The sequence below is a fragment of the Variovorax sp. AC103 genome (assembly GCF_979254005.1).
In genome coordinates, this window is record NZ_CEEDFC010000025.1 from 120,916 (window position 1) to 137,611 (window position 16,696).

Sequence of the window (16,696 nt, forward strand, 5' to 3'; positions counted from 1 at the left end):
AGCGTCCGCATCGGCATCGGCGTCGGCGTCGGCATCGGCATCGGCATCGGCATCGGCATCAGCGTCGGCGTCGGCGTCACCATCCGCATCCGCATCGGCGTCAGCATCAGCATCCGAATCGGCATCTGCATCGGCATCACCGGGATTCGTCGGATTGCCCGAGCCGAAGAGCACGGGGAACGCGCTGTCGCTGCCGCCGCCGCCACCGCCGCCGAGCGCAGCGCCCAGTGCGGCGGCGCCCAGGGCGCCCAGTGCGAATTCACCCAGCCCGATGCCGCTGCCGGCCGCGAGCTTCTTGGTGACGGCCAGGGCAGCGGCGTCGGCGTCGCTGTCCGGCGGGGTCACCTGCAGGTCGCCCGAGGCAACGTCCACATTCACTTGTTCGAGGCCGCCGGGCAGCTTGGTCGAGCCGATGGTGGCGTCGGTGCCGCCAGTGAACACACCCGCCAGCGGGGCCTTGTTGGTGGCCGAGCCGGGGAAGAGCACGTTGGCGTGGCCGTCCTGCGGCACGATCACGCGGTCGCCGGGCAACAGCGTCTGATTGCCATCGACGGGAATGCTGACACCGTCGCGCATCACTGCAACGCCGGGCGTGGCATTCGATAATGTGCCGATGCTGGCGGGGCCAGCTGCGGCGGGCGCCGCCGAACCCAGCGAGGCGGGAGTGCCCAGCGGAGTGACGGTGGCTTGAGCGAGAACCACAGGAGCTGCGCCAGCGGCGGCAAGTCCTTCGGTCGAAACGGTCGATGCTTGTTGAGCGGTCATGGCAGCCTCTGTGAGAAAAGATGTCTCTACAGGGGCAACATGCGTGCCGCTTTTTTCCGGCACTTTTCAAGCAGCGCTACCGGGCTCCCAAGCCGTTGATTCTTATAGGTATTTTTACAAAATCAAGGGTTAACACGGAGCCTTCGAAAGAGGCCGGAAGTACCTCATTCAGCGATTCGTTACGTAACGATGTAACGCCTTGTACCCGGAACGTCCGGCACATCCCAAGGCTCTCGAACGGCTTGCGAAGCGGCGCTTGCAGCGCGTCCCCACACCCTCTTCTTCTTTCTCTTTCTTTTTCTCTCTATCTGTATGTTCAACCCCTCCCAGGAAGACGTGCGCCGCTTCTTCTGCGACGTGTACGCCAAGCATCGCCAGGGCCTGCCGATGGAAGCCCTCGAGACCATCGCTGCCGGCTGGATCGACGAGCACCCCGAGTACCACGAAGACCTGGTCGACGCCGACGCCGCGGTGGCGCGGGTGTACGACGGCGCGAATGGCCGCGAGAACCCTTTTCTTCACCTGTCGATGCACCTGTCGATCAGCGAGCAGTGCTCCATCGACCAGCCGCGCGGCATCCGCCAGGCCGTCGAGCTGCTGGCCGCGCGCCGCGGCTCGCTGCTGCATGCGCACCACGAGGCGATGGACTGCCTGGGCCAGATGATGTGGGAGAGCCAGCGCGCCGGCCGCCCGCCGGACGGCGACGGCTACGTGGCCTGCGTGCAGCGACGCGCAACGAAGGACTAGCTAGCCCCGAGGCGGCTTCCTGGCCTTCGGCGGCAACACCCCCTGCTGCTTCGCCGCCTCGCGCAGCAGCGCGGCCATGGCCAGGCGCAGTGCCGAGGGCTCGGCATCGCTGCGCTGCAGCAGGCCGACCGGCTCCTCGGTGCCCGCGGTCTCGATGCGCAGGCGCACCATGCGCCCGTCCGCGAGTTCGCCGCGCGCGGCGCCCAGCGGCGTGATCCACACCGCGTCGGACACAGCCACCAGCGCGCGCGCCACGGCCACGTCGAGCGTCTGCAGCGCGTTGGTCGGCAGCACGAGGCCGCGCGCCGACAAGAAGCTCTCGGTGTTGTGTCGCGGGATGGTGCCTTCGCCGTACACCACCAGCGGATAACCCAGCACCGCCTGCACCGACGCGGCTTTCAGCGCCAGCGGATGGCCGGCGCGCACGGCGAACACCAAGGGTTCGGTGTGCAGCAGCTCGAAGCTCAGGCCGCCCATGAGGCGCGGGTCGCTCATGCGGCCGACCACCAGGTCGAGCTCGCCGGCACGCAACTCGTCGAGCAGCGCGGCGTTGGCGGCGCTCTTCACCACGATCTGCGCCTGCGGCCAGCCGTCGCGCAGCCGTGCCAGCGCCACCGGCAGCAGCGCGGGCGCCACGCTCGGCAGCGCTCCGATGCGCAGGCGCTCGATGCGCCCGCCCGCGGCCGGCGCCACCGCCTGCGCGCTGGCGTCCAGCGCCTCGAGCACACGCAGGGCGTGGGCCAGCAACTGCTCGCCGGCGGCAGTGAGCCCCTGCACGCCGCGCCGGCCGGCCTTGCTGCGCTCCACCAGCCGCGTGCCGACGATCGCCTCCAGCTCGGACAGTGTCTTGGACACCGCCGGCTGGCTCAGCGCCAGCCGCTCGGCGGCGCGCGCCAGGTGGCGCTCCTGCGCCACCGCCACGAAGCAGCGCAGGTGGCGCAGCTGCACGTTGCGCAGGAAGTCCAGTCGGAGATCGGCGGAATTTTTCAATTACTTCTGGTTATTGAGAACAGAGCAATCTTCAATTTACATCATCGAACAGCGCTTCTACAGTGGCGGCTCCCGGATTCGTCCCACGACAGGAGACAACGTTCATGTTGACCAAGACCAAGGGCAGCTCGCCCGTCCTCACCCCACGCGACTGGGAGGCCCACCCCAGCTACGTCTACCCGGGCTACAAGTCCACCATGAAGCGCGGTCCGCAGAAGCCGCTGATTCCGCTGAAGGCCTCGCTCGGCGAGCTGCAGCAACCGGTGTACGGCCACGACAGCATCGGCGAACTCGACCACGACCTCACGCGCAACGCGCGCAAGAACGGCGAGCCGCTGGGCGAACGCATGATCCTCACCGGCCAGGTGCTCGACGAGCATCGCCGCCCGGTGGCCAACACGCTGGTCGAACTGTGGCAGGCCAATGCCTCGGGCCGCTACGTGCACAAGGTCGACCAGCACGATGCCCCGCTGGACCCCAACTTCCTGGGCGCGGGCCGTTGCCTGACCGACAGCGAAGGCCGCTACCGCTTCCTCACCATCAAGCCCGGCGCCTACCCGTGGGGCAACCACCCGAACGCGTGGCGTCCGCAGCACATCCACATGTCGCTGTTCGGCCAGAGCTTTGCGAGCCGCCTGGTCACGCAGATGTACTTTCCGGGCGACCCGCTGCTGCAGTACGACCCGATGGTCACCGGCACGCCCGAGCGCTACCGCAACCGGCTGATTGCCGACTTCAGCCTCGACATCACCGAAGAGGGCTACGCGCTGGGCTACCAGTTCGACATCGTGCTGCGCGGCGCCGACGAGACGCCGTTCGAGAACCGCTGAGCCGCAAGGAGACACACACCATGCCATTGATGACCGCACAGGAAGCCGACTTCGGCCAGACCCCCTCGCAGACCGTGGGCCCCTACTTTGCCTACGGCCTCACCGCCACGCAGTACGGCTACGACTTCGACCAGCCCTTCGACGCCGTGCTCGCGCTGGACAACGCCAACGGCGAGCGCATTCGCCTGGAAGGCCGCGTGATCGACGGCGACGGCAACCCGATCAACGACGCGCTGGTCGAGATCAGCCAGCCCGACGGCGAAGGCCGCTACCCGCAGACGCCCGAAGAGGCGCGCGCGCTGGGCTTTCGCGCGTTCGGCCGCGTCGGCACCGGCACCACCGAAGGCAACCGCTTCGTGTTCCACACCGTCAAGCCCGGCGCGCAGGCGCCCGGCGAGGCGCCGCACATCAACGTGATCGTGCTGATGCGCGGCCTGCTGCTGCATGCGTTCACCCGCGTGTACTTCAATGACGAAGCCGCGGCCAACGCGAAGGACGACGTGCTGCAGAGCGTGCCGGCCGATCGCCGCCACACGCTGATTGCCGAGCGCGCGGTGCAAGGCGGCGCGGTGAGCTACCGCTTCGACATCCGCATGCAGGGCGCGGACGAGACGGCGTTCTTCGACGTCTGATTCGCGCAGGACTCGGGGAAAACCCGAGGCACAAAAAAGCCCGCTGCAAGCGGGCTTTTTTGATATGCGTTGAAACGCGTGCTCAGTCGACGCGGTGGTGAATGCGCGATTCGGGCACCGTCTTCAGTTCGCCGGGCAGCGAGCTGATGTAGGTGGCCAGCGTCTTCAGCTCGGCGGTGGTGAACTTCTTCTCTTCGACCTGCTGGCCCATCACCGCGTTGGAGCGGCCCAGGTGCGCGTTGTTCTTCACCCGGTACGACTTGAGCGCGACGAACAGGTAGTCGGCATGCTGGCCGGCCAGCTTGGGCACGGTGCCGTCATTGGGCGTGTTGAAGTTGGCGCCGTGGCACTTGGTGCAGCTGTTGTCGGCGTTGCGGGTGATGAGCCCCTCGACGTTGGCCGGCGTGGCCTTGGCCAGCGCGGCGGGCGGTGCGCCGCCGTCCTTCAGGCCGAGCTGGCTGTAGTAGGCCGCGAGGTCGGCAATGTCCTGCTCGGTGAGCGAGTCGGCAATGGCGCGCATGGTGGGGTGCTTGCGGTCGCCGCCCTTGTACGCGGTGAGCGCGGCCGTGATGTACGTGGCGCTCTGCCCCGCGATCATGGGCACCTTGTGGATCTCGGGGAAGCTGGCCTGGTAGCCGATGATGCCGTGGCAGCCCACGCACATCTGTACTTTCTTCGCACCGTCCTGGGCCTTGCCCGTGGCTTGCTGGGCTTGCGCCGAGAGCGTCACGCAAGCGACACCAAGGGCAAACATCGTGGTCAACAACTTGTTCATTTTGCGCGCACAATCTCGTGGAGAGTACAGTTTTTCGAATCAACATTCGATTATAGGCAGGGGTCCCCCGGATCCCTGTGCAGGCCAACCCTAGGCTGCACAACGCGCGTCGAGTGTGTTCTTTTCTCCACCCCCAGCTTCCGTCTCACTCATGAAATTCCAGGGCTCAGACAATTACGTTGCCACGCGGGACCTGATGCTCGCGGTCAACGCGGCCATCACGCTCCAACGTCCGCTGCTCGTCAAGGGCGAACCCGGCACGGGCAAGACCATGCTGGCCGAGGAAGTGGCCCAGTCGCTCGGACTGCCGCTGCTGCAGTGGCACATCAAGTCGACCACCAAGGCGCAGCAGGGGCTGTACGAATACGACGCCGTGAGCCGCCTGCGCGACTCGCAACTGAAAGACGTCGACGGCGGCGAGCGCGTCAAGGACATCCAGAACTACATCATCAAGGGCGTGCTGTGGCAGGCCTTCACGGCCGACCAGCCGGTGGCGTTGCTGATCGACGAGATCGACAAGGCCGACATCGAATTCCCGAACGACCTGCTGCGCGAAATCGACCGCATGGAGTTCTACTGCTACGAGACGCGCGAGCTCATTCGCGCCAAGCACCGCCCGGTGGTGTTCATCACCTCCAACAACGAGAAGGAACTGCCCGACGCCTTCCTGCGCCGCTGCTTCTTCCACTACATCAAGTTCCCCGATGCCGAGACGATGAAGAGCATCGTCGCCGTGCACTTCCCCGGCCTGAAGCAGGAGCTGCTCACCGCCGCCATGAAGACCTTCTACGACGTGCGCAACCTGCCCGGCCTGAAGAAGAAGCCCTCGACCTCCGAGCTGCTCGACTGGCTCAAGCTGCTGGTGGCCGAAGACATTCCGCTGGAGGCGCTGCAAAGCAAGGAAGACAAGGTCGCCGTGCCGCCGCTGGTGGGCGCGCTGCTGAAGAACGAACAGGACGTGACGCTCTTCGAGAAGCTCGTGTTCATGCAACGCAACAACCGCTGAGCCGCTGAGCCGCCGAATCCATGAGCCAGACACCGCACCCCACCGGGCAACTGATGAAGCTGGGCATCGCCCAGGCCGTGCTGTTCGTGGTGGGTGCGCTGCTGGGCCGCGGGCTCGGCCTGCTGCTGGGGCTCGACGCCTTCGGCGCCGCCGGCTACGGCAACCGCGAGATCTTCGGCATCCTGCTGATCGGCCTGGGCGGCGGCGGCGGGGTGCAACTGGCACGCGCCTGGTACGTGCGCAAGTACGGCAACCCGCGCGGCTGAATGAAGAATGCGCGGCTGAAAAAATCCATTACAGAGTCTTGAAGATGGCTTTCGTCGAACCCGTCACGCTGAAGGCCCGCGGCATTGCGCTGGTGCCGCTGTCGCCGGCCCATGAAGAAGGCCTGCGCGCCGCGGCCGCCGACGGCGAGCTGTGGAAGCTGCGCGTCACCTCCGTGCCCGAACCGCAGGACACGCGCGCCTACATAGACACCGCGCTGAAAACCGCCGACCGCTTCGCCTTCGCCGTCACCGACGAAGCCACCGGCACCGTGCTCGGCAGCACCAGCTTCCACGACATCCTGCCGGGCGTGAAGCGCGCGGAAATCGGCTACACATGGTACGCCGCGCGCTGCCAGCGCACGCACGTCAACACCACCTGCAAGCTGCTGATGCTCACGCACGCCTTCGAGGCGCTGGGCTGCAACGTGGTGGGCTGGCGCACCGACAACTTCAACTTCGCCTCGCAGCGCGCCATCGAGCGGCTGGGCGCGAAAAAAGACGGCGTCATTCGCGGCCACGCGATGCGCCGCGACGGCACCATCCGCGACACCGTCATGTACAGCCTGCGCGCGGGCGAGTGGCCCGAGGTGAAAGCCCAGCTGCTCTATCTGCTCGACAAGCCGCGCGGCTGACGCACACCCGGCCCCACAAGGAGCACCCCTTGCTCATCGACTTCTTCTACACCCTGCGCTCGGCCAAGCTGCCCGTGTCGGTCAAGGAATACCTCACGCTACTGGAGGCCCTGAAGGCCGACGTGGTGGGGCCCAACTCCGACGGCGCCTACGGCATCGACGACTTCTACTACCTCTCGCGCACCGCGCTCGTGAAGGACGAGAAGCACTACGACAAGTTCGACCGCGCCTTCGCCGCCTACTTCAAGGGCGTGGAGATGCTGACCGACTTCACCAAGGAAGTGCCGCTCGACTGGCTCAAGAAGACGCTGGAGCGCGAGTTCACGGCCGAGGAAAAAGCCAAGATCGAGAAGATGGGCTGGGACGAGCTCATGGAAACGCTCAAAAAGCGCTTCGAGGAGCAGAAGGAACGCCACGAGGGCGGCAACAAGTGGATCGGCACCGGCGGCACCTCGCCCTTCGGCAACGGCGGCTACAACCCGCAGGGCATCCGCATCGGCGGCGCCGGCAAGAACAAGAGCGCGGTGAAGGTGTGGGACCAGCGCGCCTACAAGGACTACGACGACACGCAGGAGCTGGGCACGCGCAACATCAAGGTGGCGCTGCGCAGGCTGCGCAAGTTCGCGCGCGAAGGCAACGTGGAAGAGCTGGACCTGGACGACACCATCCACTCGACCGCGGCCAACGCCGGCTACCTCGACATCAAGATGCGGCCCGAGCGCCACAACAACGTGAAGGTGCTGCTGCTGATGGACGTGGGCGGCACCATGGACGAGCACATCGCGCGCGTGGAAGAACTGTTCTCGGCCGTGAAGACCGAGTTCAAGCACCTTGAGTTCTTCTACTTCCACAACTGCGTGTACGACTTCATGTGGAAGAACAACAAGCGCCGCTTCTCCGAGAAGTTCGCCACCTGGGACATCCTGCGCAAGTACAACAAGGACTACAAGCTCATCTTCGTGGGCGACGCCACGATGAGCCCTTACGAAATATTGCAACCTGGCGGCAGCGTCGAATACAACAACGAAGAGGCCGGCGCCGAGTGGATCCAGCGGCTCACGCACACCTTCCCCAAGTTCGCGTGGATCAACCCCGAACCGCAGGGCGTGTGGCAGTACCGCCAGAGCATCGCGGTGATGCAGCAGCTCATGTCCAACCGCATGTACCCGCTGACCTTGCGCGGCCTCGAAGAGGCGATGCGCATGCTGTCCAAGTAAGTAGGACGAAGCCGGCGATCTGGCAGGGCCTTCCGGAAGGGCCATTGCTTGCTGTCAGAATCCGCCCATGGTCAGGGCGGTATCCGTTTCTTCGCCGGCGTGGTTGCCGGCTTTGCTTTTTTCAGGCGTCCTGCTTTTGCAAGGCTGCAGCCTGCTGCCGAAAAAAGACAAGGACACCGCCGAGGGCCAGCCCGTGGCGGGCCTCGTTCGCGGCGGTTCTGCCGCCGCCGATGACGGCACGGACGGCACTGGCGAGAAGGCCAAGGCAGACAAGCGCGACGCCTTCACCGTCGACGTGCGCGGCCCCGAGGAGGTGCGCGACTACCTCAAGCTGCACCTCGAAATCCAGCGCTACCGCGAGCTCGACGACCTGGGCGCCACCGAAATCTCCCGCCTCATGGTGGCCGCGGAGGCCAATGCCCGCGAACTGCTCGGCACCCTGGGCTACTTCACGCCCACGCTGACGCTCGATCTCACCGAGACGCCCCAGAGCACCAAGGCCCCGCGCGAGATCGTCATCACCGTGTCGCCGGGCGACATCGCCAAGGTGAGCAACGTGCAGATCAGCTATGCCGGGCCGATTGCCGACGATGCGAGCGCCGAGGCGCAGCGCGACGCCATTCGCACCAACTGGGCCCTGCGCGCCGGCCTGCCCTTCACCCAGGGCGCCTGGGACGAGGCCAAGACCACCGCGCTGCGCAGCCTCACGGCCAAGCGCTTCCCCACCGGCAACATCGAGGTCAGCCGCGCCGAGGTCGATGCCGACCGCCACGAGGCGCGCCTGAGCGCCACCTACCAGTCCGGCCCGGCCTACAAGTTCGGCCCGCTGGTGCTGCGCGGCATCCAGCGCTACGACCCCGACGGCGCACGCCGCATTGCGCGCCTGCCCAGCGGACAGGACTACGACCAGCAGAAGCTGCTCGACGCGCAGCAGCGCCTGGCCAGCAGCGGCTACTACGACTCGGTGTTCCTCACGCTCGACACCGAAAGCGGCAACCCGCTGGCCGCGCCCGTCATCGCGCAGCTGCGCGAGGCGCCGCTGCAGAAGGTGGTGGCCGGCGTGGGCTTCACCACCGACAACGGCCCGCGCCTGTCGCTGGACCACATTCACAACCAGGTGCCGCTGCTGGGCTGGCGCGCCGTCTCGCGGCTGTCGGTCGACCGCGACATCAAGTCGCTGAGCACCGAGCTCAAGGCCATTCCCGACGACCGCGGCTGGCAATGGTTCACCGGCGCCGAGCTCAAGAGCGAGCAGTCGGGCAGCTACGTGGTCGACAGCGGCCGGCTGCGCGGCGGGCGCAGCAAGTCGAGCGACCACATCGACCGCAGCTACTTCCTGCAGTACGACTACGCGCAGAACCGCGGCATCGACGCACCGCCCTCGGCCTCGGCCGTCACCGCCAACTGGGGCTGGACCGGGCGCTACTTCGACGACAACGCCGCCCCCTCGCGCGGCTACGGCCTGGCGCTGGAAGTGGCCGCGGGCTACACGCTCACCGGCGAGCAGGTGCCGTTCACGCGCACCTACGCGCGCTGGCTCGGCGTGGTGCCGCTGGGCGGGGCAGAAGACAAGGAAAGCCGCGCGCGCCGCAGCCGCCTGCAGTTGCGCGTGGAGGCCGGCGCGGTGTCCGCAAAAGACAGCGCACAGATTCCCTCCACGCTGATGTTCCTGACCGGCGGCGACACCACCGTGCGCGGCTACAGCTACAAGGAAATCGGCACCGTGCGCCCCGACGGCCAGATCGTGGCGGGCCGCTACCTGGGCGTGGCCAGCGTGGAGTGGCAGCGCCCCGTCGTCTACAACAACAAGCTCACCGCCTGGGAGAGCGTGATGTTCGTCGACGCCGGCGCCGTGGCCGACAAGCCCGGCGAGCTCAAGCCCAAGGTGGGCGTGGGCGTGGGCGCGCGCTGGCGCAGCCCCGTGGGGCCGGTGCAGGCCGACCTGGCCTACGGCGTGGACACGAAGAAGTTCCGCCTGCACTTTCGCCTCGGCTTCACCTTCTGATTTTCCCGATGCAGACAGACGCCGACCCCACGCCGACGCCCGCACCCACGCCCGCGCCCGTGCCGGCTGCCGTGCGCCGCTCGCGCGCGCGCCGCGCGGTGCGCGCCCTGGCCTGGAGCGTGGCCGGCCTGCTGCTCGTGGTGATGCTGCTGGCCGCGGGCGCGTGGTGGTACCTGGGCTCCAACACCTCATTGGCCTTCGCGCTCGCGCAGGCCGCGCAACGGCTGCCGGCCGGCCAGACCCTGGAGAGCCGCGACGTGAGCGGCTCGCTGCGCACCGGCGGCCACATCGGCTGGCTCAAGTACCAGAGCGAGAGCATCGCCGTCGAGGTGAACGACGCCACCATCGGCTGGCAACTGGCCCCGCTGTTCCAGCGCAAGGTGCAGCTGGGCGAGGTGCATGCAAAGCAGGTGCTGATCGAGAAGCGCGGCGCGCCGAGCACCGAGCCCACCCAACCGCTCGAACAGATCGTGCTGCCGGTGGAGGTCGAGCTGCCCTTTCGCATCGACGAAGTGCGCTGGGCCGGGCCGCCCGTGCTGCAGGCGCTCAACCTGTCGGGCACCTACAGCTACAACAAGGCCTCCGAGCACGCGCTGGAGATCAAGGGCGTGGACATTGCCGACGGCCACTACGGCGCCCGCGTGAAGCTGCAGGGCCCCGCGCCCATGGCCATCGACGCCGCGCTCGACGGCCGCGTGAAGGCCCCGCTGGCCGAGGACCACCACATCGACGTGCTGGCCACCGCCACCGTGAAAGGCACGCTCGCCGGCACCGATGCGCGCCTGCAGGTGGCGGCCGAGCTGAAGCCCGCCGAAGAAAACGCCGACGCCCCCATGGAAGCCAAGCTGCAGGCGCAAATTGCGCCGTGGCTGCCCCAACCGGTGATCGACGCCAAGGCCGACCTGCGCAACGTCGATGCATCGAGCCTGTGGCCCGGCGCGCCGCAGACGCAGCTGACCGGCACCGTCGAGCTGCAGCCCGACGCCGACACCGGCCCCGCCGCATGGAAGGCCTCCGCCGACATCCGCAACGCCCTGCCCGGCCCGTGGGACCAGGAGAAGCTGCCCGTTGAACAGGTGCAGGCCAGGGTCGGCTTCGACGGCACCCGCTGGACCCTTCCCGAAGCCACCGTGCGCGCGGGCGGCGGGCGCATCGACGCGGCCGGCCAGTGGAGCCCCGCGCCCTTGCCCTGGCAGGCCCAGGCCACCGTGCGCGGCGTGCGGCCCGGCGCGCTGTACACCGAGCTTTCGGGCGCGCCCGTGAGCGGCACGCTCAAGGCCGAACAGAAGGAAAGCACCATCACCTTCGACGCCGCGCTGCGCGCCGAAGGCGGCGCCGGCAGCAAGGCCCTGCCCGGCTTCGCGCTCGACCGCGCGCTGGCCCAGGGCCAGTGGAAAGACCAGGTGCTCGACCTGCGCACGCTGCGCATCGAAGCCCAGCGCGCCAGCATCGACGGCAAGCTGCAGGTGCGCGTGGCCGAGCAGGCCGCCAGCGGCAAGCTCGCGCTGGTGCTGCCGGGCGGCAGCGCGCAGGTGGAAGGCCGCATCGCGCAGACATCGGGCGGCGGCGACATCAAGGCCAGCATCGACGACGCCGACACCGTGCAGCGCTGGGTGCAGGGCCTGCCGGGCATGTCCGGCGTGTTCGCCGGCGCCAGCGCCAAGGGCTCCGCCAGGCTGGACGCCAGCTGGCAAGGCGGCTGGCAGACCATCCAGCGCCGGCTGGAGAACGCCAACGCGCCCGCGCAGCGCGGCATCACCGAGCCCAGCCTGAAGGCGATGCTCGGCGTGCCGCGCCTGGAGTTGACCTTGCCCGCCGCACAGCCAGGCGGCACCGCCACCAACGTTCAACTGCGCGACCTGCGCGCCGACCTCGTCGGCAGCCTGGCGCAGGCCACGCTCACGCTGAAAGGCGAAGCCGCCACCGGCACGCAGAAGATCAACATCGACACCCGCGCCAGCGGCGGCATTGCCGGGCCGGGCCAATGGCGCGCGGCGCTGGCCAGCCTGAAGCTGCAGGCGCAGGACAGCACCCGCCCCGGCGACCCGTGGGTGGTGGAACTCAGCCGCGACGTGACGGCCACCATCCGCAGCACCACCGGCAACGCGCCCCGCCTCGATGTGGAAGCCTCCGCCGCTGCGGCCACGCTGCGCGGCCCCGTGCCCGGCACCGTGCGCATCGACTGGCAGCCGCTGCGCTTCAGCCAGAGCGGCGCGGCGCCCAACCGCGTGTTCCGCCTGCAGTCGAAGGGCGAGCTCAAGGGCCTGCCCATGGCCTGGGCCGGCGCGCTGGGCGCCAACACCACGCTGGGCGAATACGGCATCAGCGGCGACCTGATGTTCGACGGCGACTGGGACATCGACGCCGCCGACGCCCTGCGCGCCAAGGTGCGCATCGCGCGCCAGAGCGGCGACATTCGCGTGCAGGCCGGCGAGGCCGCGCTGGTGACGCACATCGTCAGCACCGGCACGGGCACCGCCAGCGAACGCACCATGAACGCGGCCACCGCCAACGGCGAGGCGCCCAGCACCCCGGCCGGCCTGCGCCAGGCCGAGCTGCGGCTCGACGCCGAGGGCGACGCGGTGCGCGCCACCCTGGCCTGGGACAGCGAGCGCGCCGGCAAGATCAACGCCGACATCAACACCCGCGTGCAGCAACGCGCGGGCGGCTGGCAGTGGGCGCCCGACGCCCCCTTGGGCGGCACCATCAACGCCTCGCTGCCCAACCTGGGCGTGTGGTCGATGCTGGCGCCGCCGGGCTGGCGCATTGCCGGCACGCTGGACGCCAGCGCCACCCTGTCGGGCAACCGCACCGTGCCGCGCTGGAACGGCACGCTGGGCGCCGACAAGCTCGCGCTGCGCGCACCGGTCGAAGGGCTGGACCTGCGCGACGGCCGGCTGCGCGCCACGCTGAACGGCGACAGCGTGCAGATCACCGAATTCACCCTGAAGGGCGGCGCAGGCAGTTCCGCGCGCATCGCCGGGCAGAGCGGCAACCGCAGCACCGCGGCCAGCGAGGCCCGCGCCGACGGCGGCACCCTCTCGGCCAGCGGCAGCCTGAACTGGGGCCCCGCCAGCAGCACCGCATCGGGCATTCGCATGGCACTGCAGGGCCAGGTGCGCGCGTTGCGCGTGCTGGTGCGCTCCGACAGGCAGGTCACGCTCTCGGGCGACCTGCAGGCCAAGCTGGACAACGGCCAGTTCAGCGTGCGCGGCAAGCTGCGCACCGACCGCGCCGTCATCATCCTGCCCGACGAGACCGCGCCCAGCCTGGGCAGCGACGTGGTCGTGCGCTCCGCCGCCAAGGACCGCGAGGCCGCCGAGGCGGCGCAGCGCGATGCGGCACGCGCGAACGCACAGGCGGCCCAGGACGCCAAGGCACCGACCGCGCAGACCCTGAAGCCGCCGGACATCGTCGTCAACTTCGATTTGGGCGACGACTTCGCCGTGCAGGGCCGCGGCATCACCACGCGGCTGGAAGGCGACCTGGAAATCCGCAGCACCAAGCTCAATGCCCCGCCGCGCATCACCGGCGAGGTGAAGACCGTCAAGGGCCAGTACCGCGCCTACGGCCAGCAGCTCGACGTGGAGACCGGCGTGGCGCGCTTCAACGGGCCGTTCGACAACCCGGCGCTCGACATCCTGGCGATTCGCCCGAACCTGTCGCAGCGCGCGGGCGTGCAGATCACGGGGAGCGCGCAGTCGCCCCGCGTGAAGCTGTATTCGGAGCCTGCGCTGTCCGACGCCGAAACGCTGTCGTGGGTGATCCTGGGCCGTGCGTCGGCCACCAGCGGTGGCGAGTCGGCGTTGCTGCAGCAGGCCGCGCTGTCGCTCATCGGCAAGATCGGCGGCAGTGGCAGCGGCGGCAGCCTGGCCAGCCGCTTCGGGCTGGACGAACTCGGCTTCAAGGGCCCGGGCAGCGGCGGCGACCTGAAAGAGTCCGCAGTGACGCTGGGCAAGCGTCTGTCGAAGGATTTCTACCTGACCTACGAACGCAGCCTGGGCGGGGCCTTCGGCACGATCTTCATCTTCTACGACCTGACGACACGGCTCACGCTGCGGGGACAGGCGGGGCAGACGAGTGGGTTGGACCTGATCTACACCGTCAAGTACGACTGAGGGGCGGGGAAGCCGGCCTCAAGCTGGTAAAGTGCGTGCCGCTGTACGCCCCGTGACTTCGTCGCAGATGGGGCAGCGCCTGCCACCCACCGCAGGCCACACACGGCGTCCATAGTTCAACGGATAGAACGGGCCCCTCCTAAGGGCCAGATGGGGGTTCGATTCCCTCTGGACGCACCAGAAACAATGGCTCCCGCAGGAGCCCTCACTCTGACCAGACACGGCGACCGCGCTCAGGTCGAACAACGGCCTCGTTGCGTCTACAAAAGTCAGCCTTTGTTGCCCCGCCCGACTGCGCAGCACTTACCCGCGCATTTCGAGAACTACTGGGCATTTCCACTTTCCGCACCCCGCCGTTCGTCTCTACAGTGAATGCCCTCATCACCTGAAGCCTCACTAGCAGGCAAGGAGCGCATCACCCTCGAGCACATCAACGAACGAACCGCCTGCCTCGCGGCGCGTCGTCGATGCCCACCGGCAAAGACGCAAATGCGAGGTATCAAAAGGCGACGGCCAGGGTGCTAAGAACACCCCAGCCGTCTAACCAACGAAGTGCCCAACCCTCTAAAGGAAGCACCCCATGGCTACCCCAAATATAGCCCGCCCGTCCACGCCCGTACCTCCCGCTGGCGACCCCCCGGACCCCTGGACCGCGCTCGAGGAAAAGAGCACCCAGCTCCACTCGCTGCTGTGCTACTGCCACGGCAACGGTGCCCCGGGCCAGGAAGACGCGGGCCCCGTGCACCGCGACAACGTGTTCTGGCTGGCGTCCGAACTCGCGAAGGAAGTGATGGACCTGATTCAGGTCTGCGCGCCGCGAGAGCGCTAGCCAGCCACCCCGGCAGCCTTCATGCGGCTTCGCGCATGGCCCTGAAGGCTCTCCCCGTCCCGTCTCGAAAAGGCGGGCCGGGGAGTTTCAAGCCCCGAAGTTCATCGCCCGCAGAAAGCCCCATTCACAACCGCTGGCGCCACGGCTTGTGCGCCCCGCCCTCGGACCGCACGCTGACAAACTGGCTGGCCCGCAGCTTCACGCGCGCCACGGCGGCATCGAGCGAAGGCTGCGCCATGATCACCAACTCCCCGTGCCGAAGGCCATGCCGCGCGATCTCGGCCACCCCGGCATAGCCGCCGCTGGCGCCCTGCTTGAAGTGAAACGAGCAAGACCAGCCGCCCTGCAGATCGACGGAAATGGGGAGTGATGTCAAGAATGGAAAGGACTCGGGGACCGCCCGCCACAAGGGGCGTCGGCGTGTCCATGGGTTGATTTTTTTCTCGGCCCAGTGTCGCTGCGGCGCTTGCAGCGTCAATCCCATGAACGGGCTATTAACGGACACGGCCGCTCCCGCGGCGCCTCGCCTTACTCGAGGGCTGTTGCGGTCTCGCGCGCCCCGAGACGGAACACGAAACGCTGCTCCCGCGGCTTGCTCAACTGCGGCCTGGCGACCCGGTCCGCGTGCTGATGCGCATAGAGCCAGCGCCTGGCCGACTCCAGCTGTTCTTCGCTCAGATGGCCCGGGCCGTCGGTGGCCTCGGCCATGGCGGCCCTGAACGACGAGATGAGGTCGAGTGCGTTGTCGAACTGCTCTTCGAGCAGCGACAGATAGACCTGCGCGGCGACCATGTAGTCGCGCACGGTGGCGGGCTCGCCCTCCACCAAGACGAAAAAAATCCGCCCTGAAGACGTGATTGCGGTTCTCATGCTTTTCGGATCGTGGAAATCTGCTGTTTCATTGGCTGGCACCCACCCTGGGGGTGGCGTCGCGCGGTCGCGCGAAGCGGCAATGCGCTCCCCCTGGCCTGCTGTACACCGCCTGCAAAACTACGCACAGAAAGCAGAAATAGATTCAAAAGTTCACGGAAACTAACAAATTCTGGCCACCGATAACATCGGTCGGCCCATGCCTCTCGCACTCCAGTTTCTTGCCGCCATCGCCCTGTTGGCCGCGCTCCACACCGCCGTCACCGCCCTTCTTGGCCGCTGCCTCGGCATGGCCTTGCGCGAGGTCTCGTTCGGCTTCGGCCCCACGCTGCTGTCGGCGGGGGTGTGCCGCCTGCGCGTGCTGCCGCTGGGGGGCTCGGTCGTGTTCGACGACTTCGACAGCCAGCCGCGCGCGACGCGCGTGCTGCTGCCGCTCGCCGGCATCGCCGCGCTCGCCGCGGTGGCCCTCGCGCTGCACCCCGGCTCGGCCGCCGGGAGCCTGGCGCACGGCTTTGCGCAGGTCGTGACGGGCGGCCTCGCGCCGCTGTCGACCGCGCAGCGGCTGATCGACGGGGCGGCCCGTTTCGGCGCGCTCGGCTTCGCGCCGCTGCTCGGCATGCTGGCCGCGAAGTGCGCAGCGCTCAACCTGCTGCCGCTGACGTCGATGGGCGGCGGACAGGCGCTGCTGGCGCTGGTCGATCCGTCGCCGAGCGAGATGCCGCGATGGAAAGATGCGCTGCTGCAAGGCAGCGTGTGGCTGATGCTTGCGCTCGCCGCGGCGTGGGCCGTGGCCGTCGGCTGCTTCTTGCTGGGGCGCTGATGCGCTGATGCGCCGGGTCCGGCAGTCAATGCGCGGTCACACGGCGCCGCTGTAATGCGTGACGGGAAACCTCCCTGCCTCATCACCGCCCCCGGTCCAACGCTGCGGGGCCCTGCACGTGACCATCGACGCCCGCCCTCCTGTCTCTTATACACATCTGACGCTGCCGACGAAGCGCCACACGTGTAGATCTC

Annotated in this window: 15 protein-coding genes, 1 tRNA gene and 1 pseudogene; 12 read left to right on the plus strand and 5 right to left on the minus strand. The window is 68.1% G+C overall.

The annotated features are described in order from the left end of the window. Positions 1-765, minus strand: a pseudogene (locus tag AC0IYU_RS29250) (hypothetical protein); the annotation flags it as partial. Positions 766-1,077: 312 nt separating this feature from the next. Here AC0IYU_RS29250 and AC0IYU_RS29255 point away from each other — a divergent pair. Beyond that, on the plus strand, positions 1,078-1,512 hold the full coding sequence (locus AC0IYU_RS29255) for a DUF1841 family protein (RefSeq protein ID WP_472124425.1): 435 nt from the start codon (positions 1,078-1,080) through the stop codon (positions 1,510-1,512). Here AC0IYU_RS29255 and AC0IYU_RS29260 read toward each other — a convergent pair whose 3' ends face one another. Next, positions 1,513-2,502 (minus strand): LysR substrate-binding domain-containing protein, encoded by a 990-nt coding sequence (locus AC0IYU_RS29260; protein ID WP_472124427.1) that lies wholly within the window; start codon positions 2,500-2,502, stop codon positions 1,513-1,515. A gap of 104 nt (positions 2,503-2,606) precedes the next feature. Between AC0IYU_RS29260 and pcaH the strand changes: the two genes are divergently transcribed. Both pcaH and pcaG read left to right on the plus strand, forming a co-directional pair. Further along, complete coding sequence (gene pcaH / locus AC0IYU_RS29265; RefSeq protein ID WP_435484965.1) at positions 2,607-3,332, plus strand: protocatechuate 3,4-dioxygenase subunit beta; 726 nt, start codon at positions 2,607-2,609, stop codon at positions 3,330-3,332. 20 nt (positions 3,333-3,352) lie between these two features. After that, a complete protein-coding gene (gene pcaG / locus AC0IYU_RS29270) occupies positions 3,353-3,964 on the plus strand; it encodes a protocatechuate 3,4-dioxygenase subunit alpha (protein WP_472124430.1) in 612 nt (203 codons plus the stop codon). An 82-nt stretch (positions 3,965-4,046) separates the two neighbouring features. Here pcaG and AC0IYU_RS29275 read toward each other — a convergent pair whose 3' ends face one another. After that, a complete protein-coding gene (locus tag AC0IYU_RS29275; protein WP_472124432.1) occupies positions 4,047-4,739 on the minus strand; it encodes a c-type cytochrome in 693 nt (230 codons plus the stop codon). 151 nt (positions 4,740-4,890) lie between these two features. On the opposite strand from AC0IYU_RS29275, the gene AC0IYU_RS29280 reads away from it, so the two are divergent. From AC0IYU_RS29280 to AC0IYU_RS29315, 8 genes are all read left to right on the plus strand, one after another. Further along, positions 4,891-5,745 carry an AAA family ATPase gene (locus tag AC0IYU_RS29280; protein WP_435436904.1) on the plus strand — a complete coding sequence of 285 codons (855 nt, stop codon included), beginning with the start codon at positions 4,891-4,893 and terminating at the stop codon, positions 5,743-5,745. A gap of 20 nt (positions 5,746-5,765) precedes the next feature. After that, positions 5,766-6,011: a hypothetical protein gene (locus AC0IYU_RS29285; RefSeq protein ID WP_435436903.1), complete on the plus strand. Its 246-nt coding sequence runs from the start codon at positions 5,766-5,768 to the stop codon at positions 6,009-6,011. Positions 6,012-6,055: 44 nt separating this feature from the next. Continuing rightward, on the plus strand, positions 6,056-6,643 hold the full coding sequence (locus tag AC0IYU_RS29290; RefSeq protein ID WP_435436902.1) for a GNAT family N-acetyltransferase: 588 nt from the start codon (positions 6,056-6,058) through the stop codon (positions 6,641-6,643). A 29-nt stretch (positions 6,644-6,672) separates the two neighbouring features. Next, on the plus strand, positions 6,673-7,860 hold the full coding sequence (locus AC0IYU_RS29295) for a vWA domain-containing protein (protein WP_435436901.1): 1,188 nt from the start codon (positions 6,673-6,675) through the stop codon (positions 7,858-7,860). A 67-nt stretch (positions 7,861-7,927) separates the two neighbouring features. Beyond that, a complete protein-coding gene (locus AC0IYU_RS29300) occupies positions 7,928-9,865 on the plus strand; it encodes an autotransporter assembly complex protein TamA (protein ID WP_472124435.1) in 1,938 nt (645 codons plus the stop codon). 8 nt (positions 9,866-9,873) lie between these two features. Next, positions 9,874-13,983 (plus strand): translocation/assembly module TamB domain-containing protein, encoded by a 4,110-nt coding sequence (locus AC0IYU_RS29305; protein WP_472124437.1) that lies wholly within the window; start codon positions 9,874-9,876, stop codon positions 13,981-13,983. Between the two features lie 105 nt (positions 13,984-14,088). Continuing rightward, positions 14,089-14,163: transfer RNA gene (locus tag AC0IYU_RS29310), tRNA-Arg, on the plus strand. A gap of 400 nt (positions 14,164-14,563) precedes the next feature. Next, positions 14,564-14,812 (plus strand): hypothetical protein, encoded by a 249-nt coding sequence (locus AC0IYU_RS29315; protein ID WP_472124439.1) that lies wholly within the window; start codon positions 14,564-14,566, stop codon positions 14,810-14,812. A gap of 124 nt (positions 14,813-14,936) precedes the next feature. Here the strand turns inward: AC0IYU_RS29315 and AC0IYU_RS29320 are convergent, their stop codons facing one another. Together AC0IYU_RS29320 and AC0IYU_RS29325 are read right to left on the minus strand one after the other, a co-directional pair. Then, on the minus strand, positions 14,937-15,296 hold the full coding sequence (locus tag AC0IYU_RS29320; protein WP_472124442.1) for a hypothetical protein: 360 nt from the start codon (positions 15,294-15,296) through the stop codon (positions 14,937-14,939). A gap of 44 nt (positions 15,297-15,340) precedes the next feature. Continuing rightward, entirely contained in the window at positions 15,341-15,682 is a 342-nt protein-coding gene (locus AC0IYU_RS29325; protein WP_472124443.1) for a hypothetical protein, read from the minus strand. 199 nt (positions 15,683-15,881) lie between these two features. On the opposite strand from AC0IYU_RS29325, the gene AC0IYU_RS29330 reads away from it, so the two are divergent. After that, on the plus strand, positions 15,882-16,502 hold the full coding sequence (locus AC0IYU_RS29330; protein ID WP_472124446.1) for a site-2 protease family protein: 621 nt from the start codon (positions 15,882-15,884) through the stop codon (positions 16,500-16,502). Positions 16,503-16,696: the final 194 nt, after the last annotated feature.

Bases quoted from the DNA above. Each gene is read 5' to 3' on its own strand.
- AC0IYU_RS29255 (WP_472124425.1), top strand. From the start codon at position 1,078: ATGTTCAACCCCTCCCAGGAAGACGTGCGCCGCTTCTTCTGCGACGTG.
- pcaH (WP_435484965.1), top strand. From the start codon at position 2,607: ATGTTGACCAAGACCAAGGGCAGCTCGCCCGTCCTCACCCCACGCGAC.
- pcaG (WP_472124430.1), top strand. From the start codon at position 3,353: ATGCCATTGATGACCGCACAGGAAGCCGACTTCGGCCAGACCCCCTCG.
- AC0IYU_RS29275 (WP_472124432.1), bottom strand. From the start codon at position 4,739: ATGAACAAGTTGTTGACCACGATGTTTGCCCTTGGTGTCGCTTGCGTG.
- AC0IYU_RS29280 (WP_435436904.1), top strand. From the start codon at position 4,891: ATGAAATTCCAGGGCTCAGACAATTACGTTGCCACGCGGGACCTGATG.
- AC0IYU_RS29285 (WP_435436903.1), top strand. From the start codon at position 5,766: ATGAGCCAGACACCGCACCCCACCGGGCAACTGATGAAGCTGGGCATC.
- AC0IYU_RS29290 (WP_435436902.1), top strand. From the start codon at position 6,056: ATGGCTTTCGTCGAACCCGTCACGCTGAAGGCCCGCGGCATTGCGCTG.
- AC0IYU_RS29300 (WP_472124435.1), top strand. From the start codon at position 7,928: ATGGTCAGGGCGGTATCCGTTTCTTCGCCGGCGTGGTTGCCGGCTTTG.
- AC0IYU_RS29305 (WP_472124437.1), top strand. From the start codon at position 9,874: ATGCAGACAGACGCCGACCCCACGCCGACGCCCGCACCCACGCCCGCG.
- AC0IYU_RS29315 (WP_472124439.1), top strand. From the start codon at position 14,564: ATGGCTACCCCAAATATAGCCCGCCCGTCCACGCCCGTACCTCCCGCT.
- AC0IYU_RS29320 (WP_472124442.1), bottom strand. From the start codon at position 15,296: ATGGGATTGACGCTGCAAGCGCCGCAGCGACACTGGGCCGAGAAAAAA.
- AC0IYU_RS29325 (WP_472124443.1), bottom strand. From the start codon at position 15,682: ATGAGAACCGCAATCACGTCTTCAGGGCGGATTTTTTTCGTCTTGGTG.
- AC0IYU_RS29330 (WP_472124446.1), top strand. From the start codon at position 15,882: ATGCCTCTCGCACTCCAGTTTCTTGCCGCCATCGCCCTGTTGGCCGCG.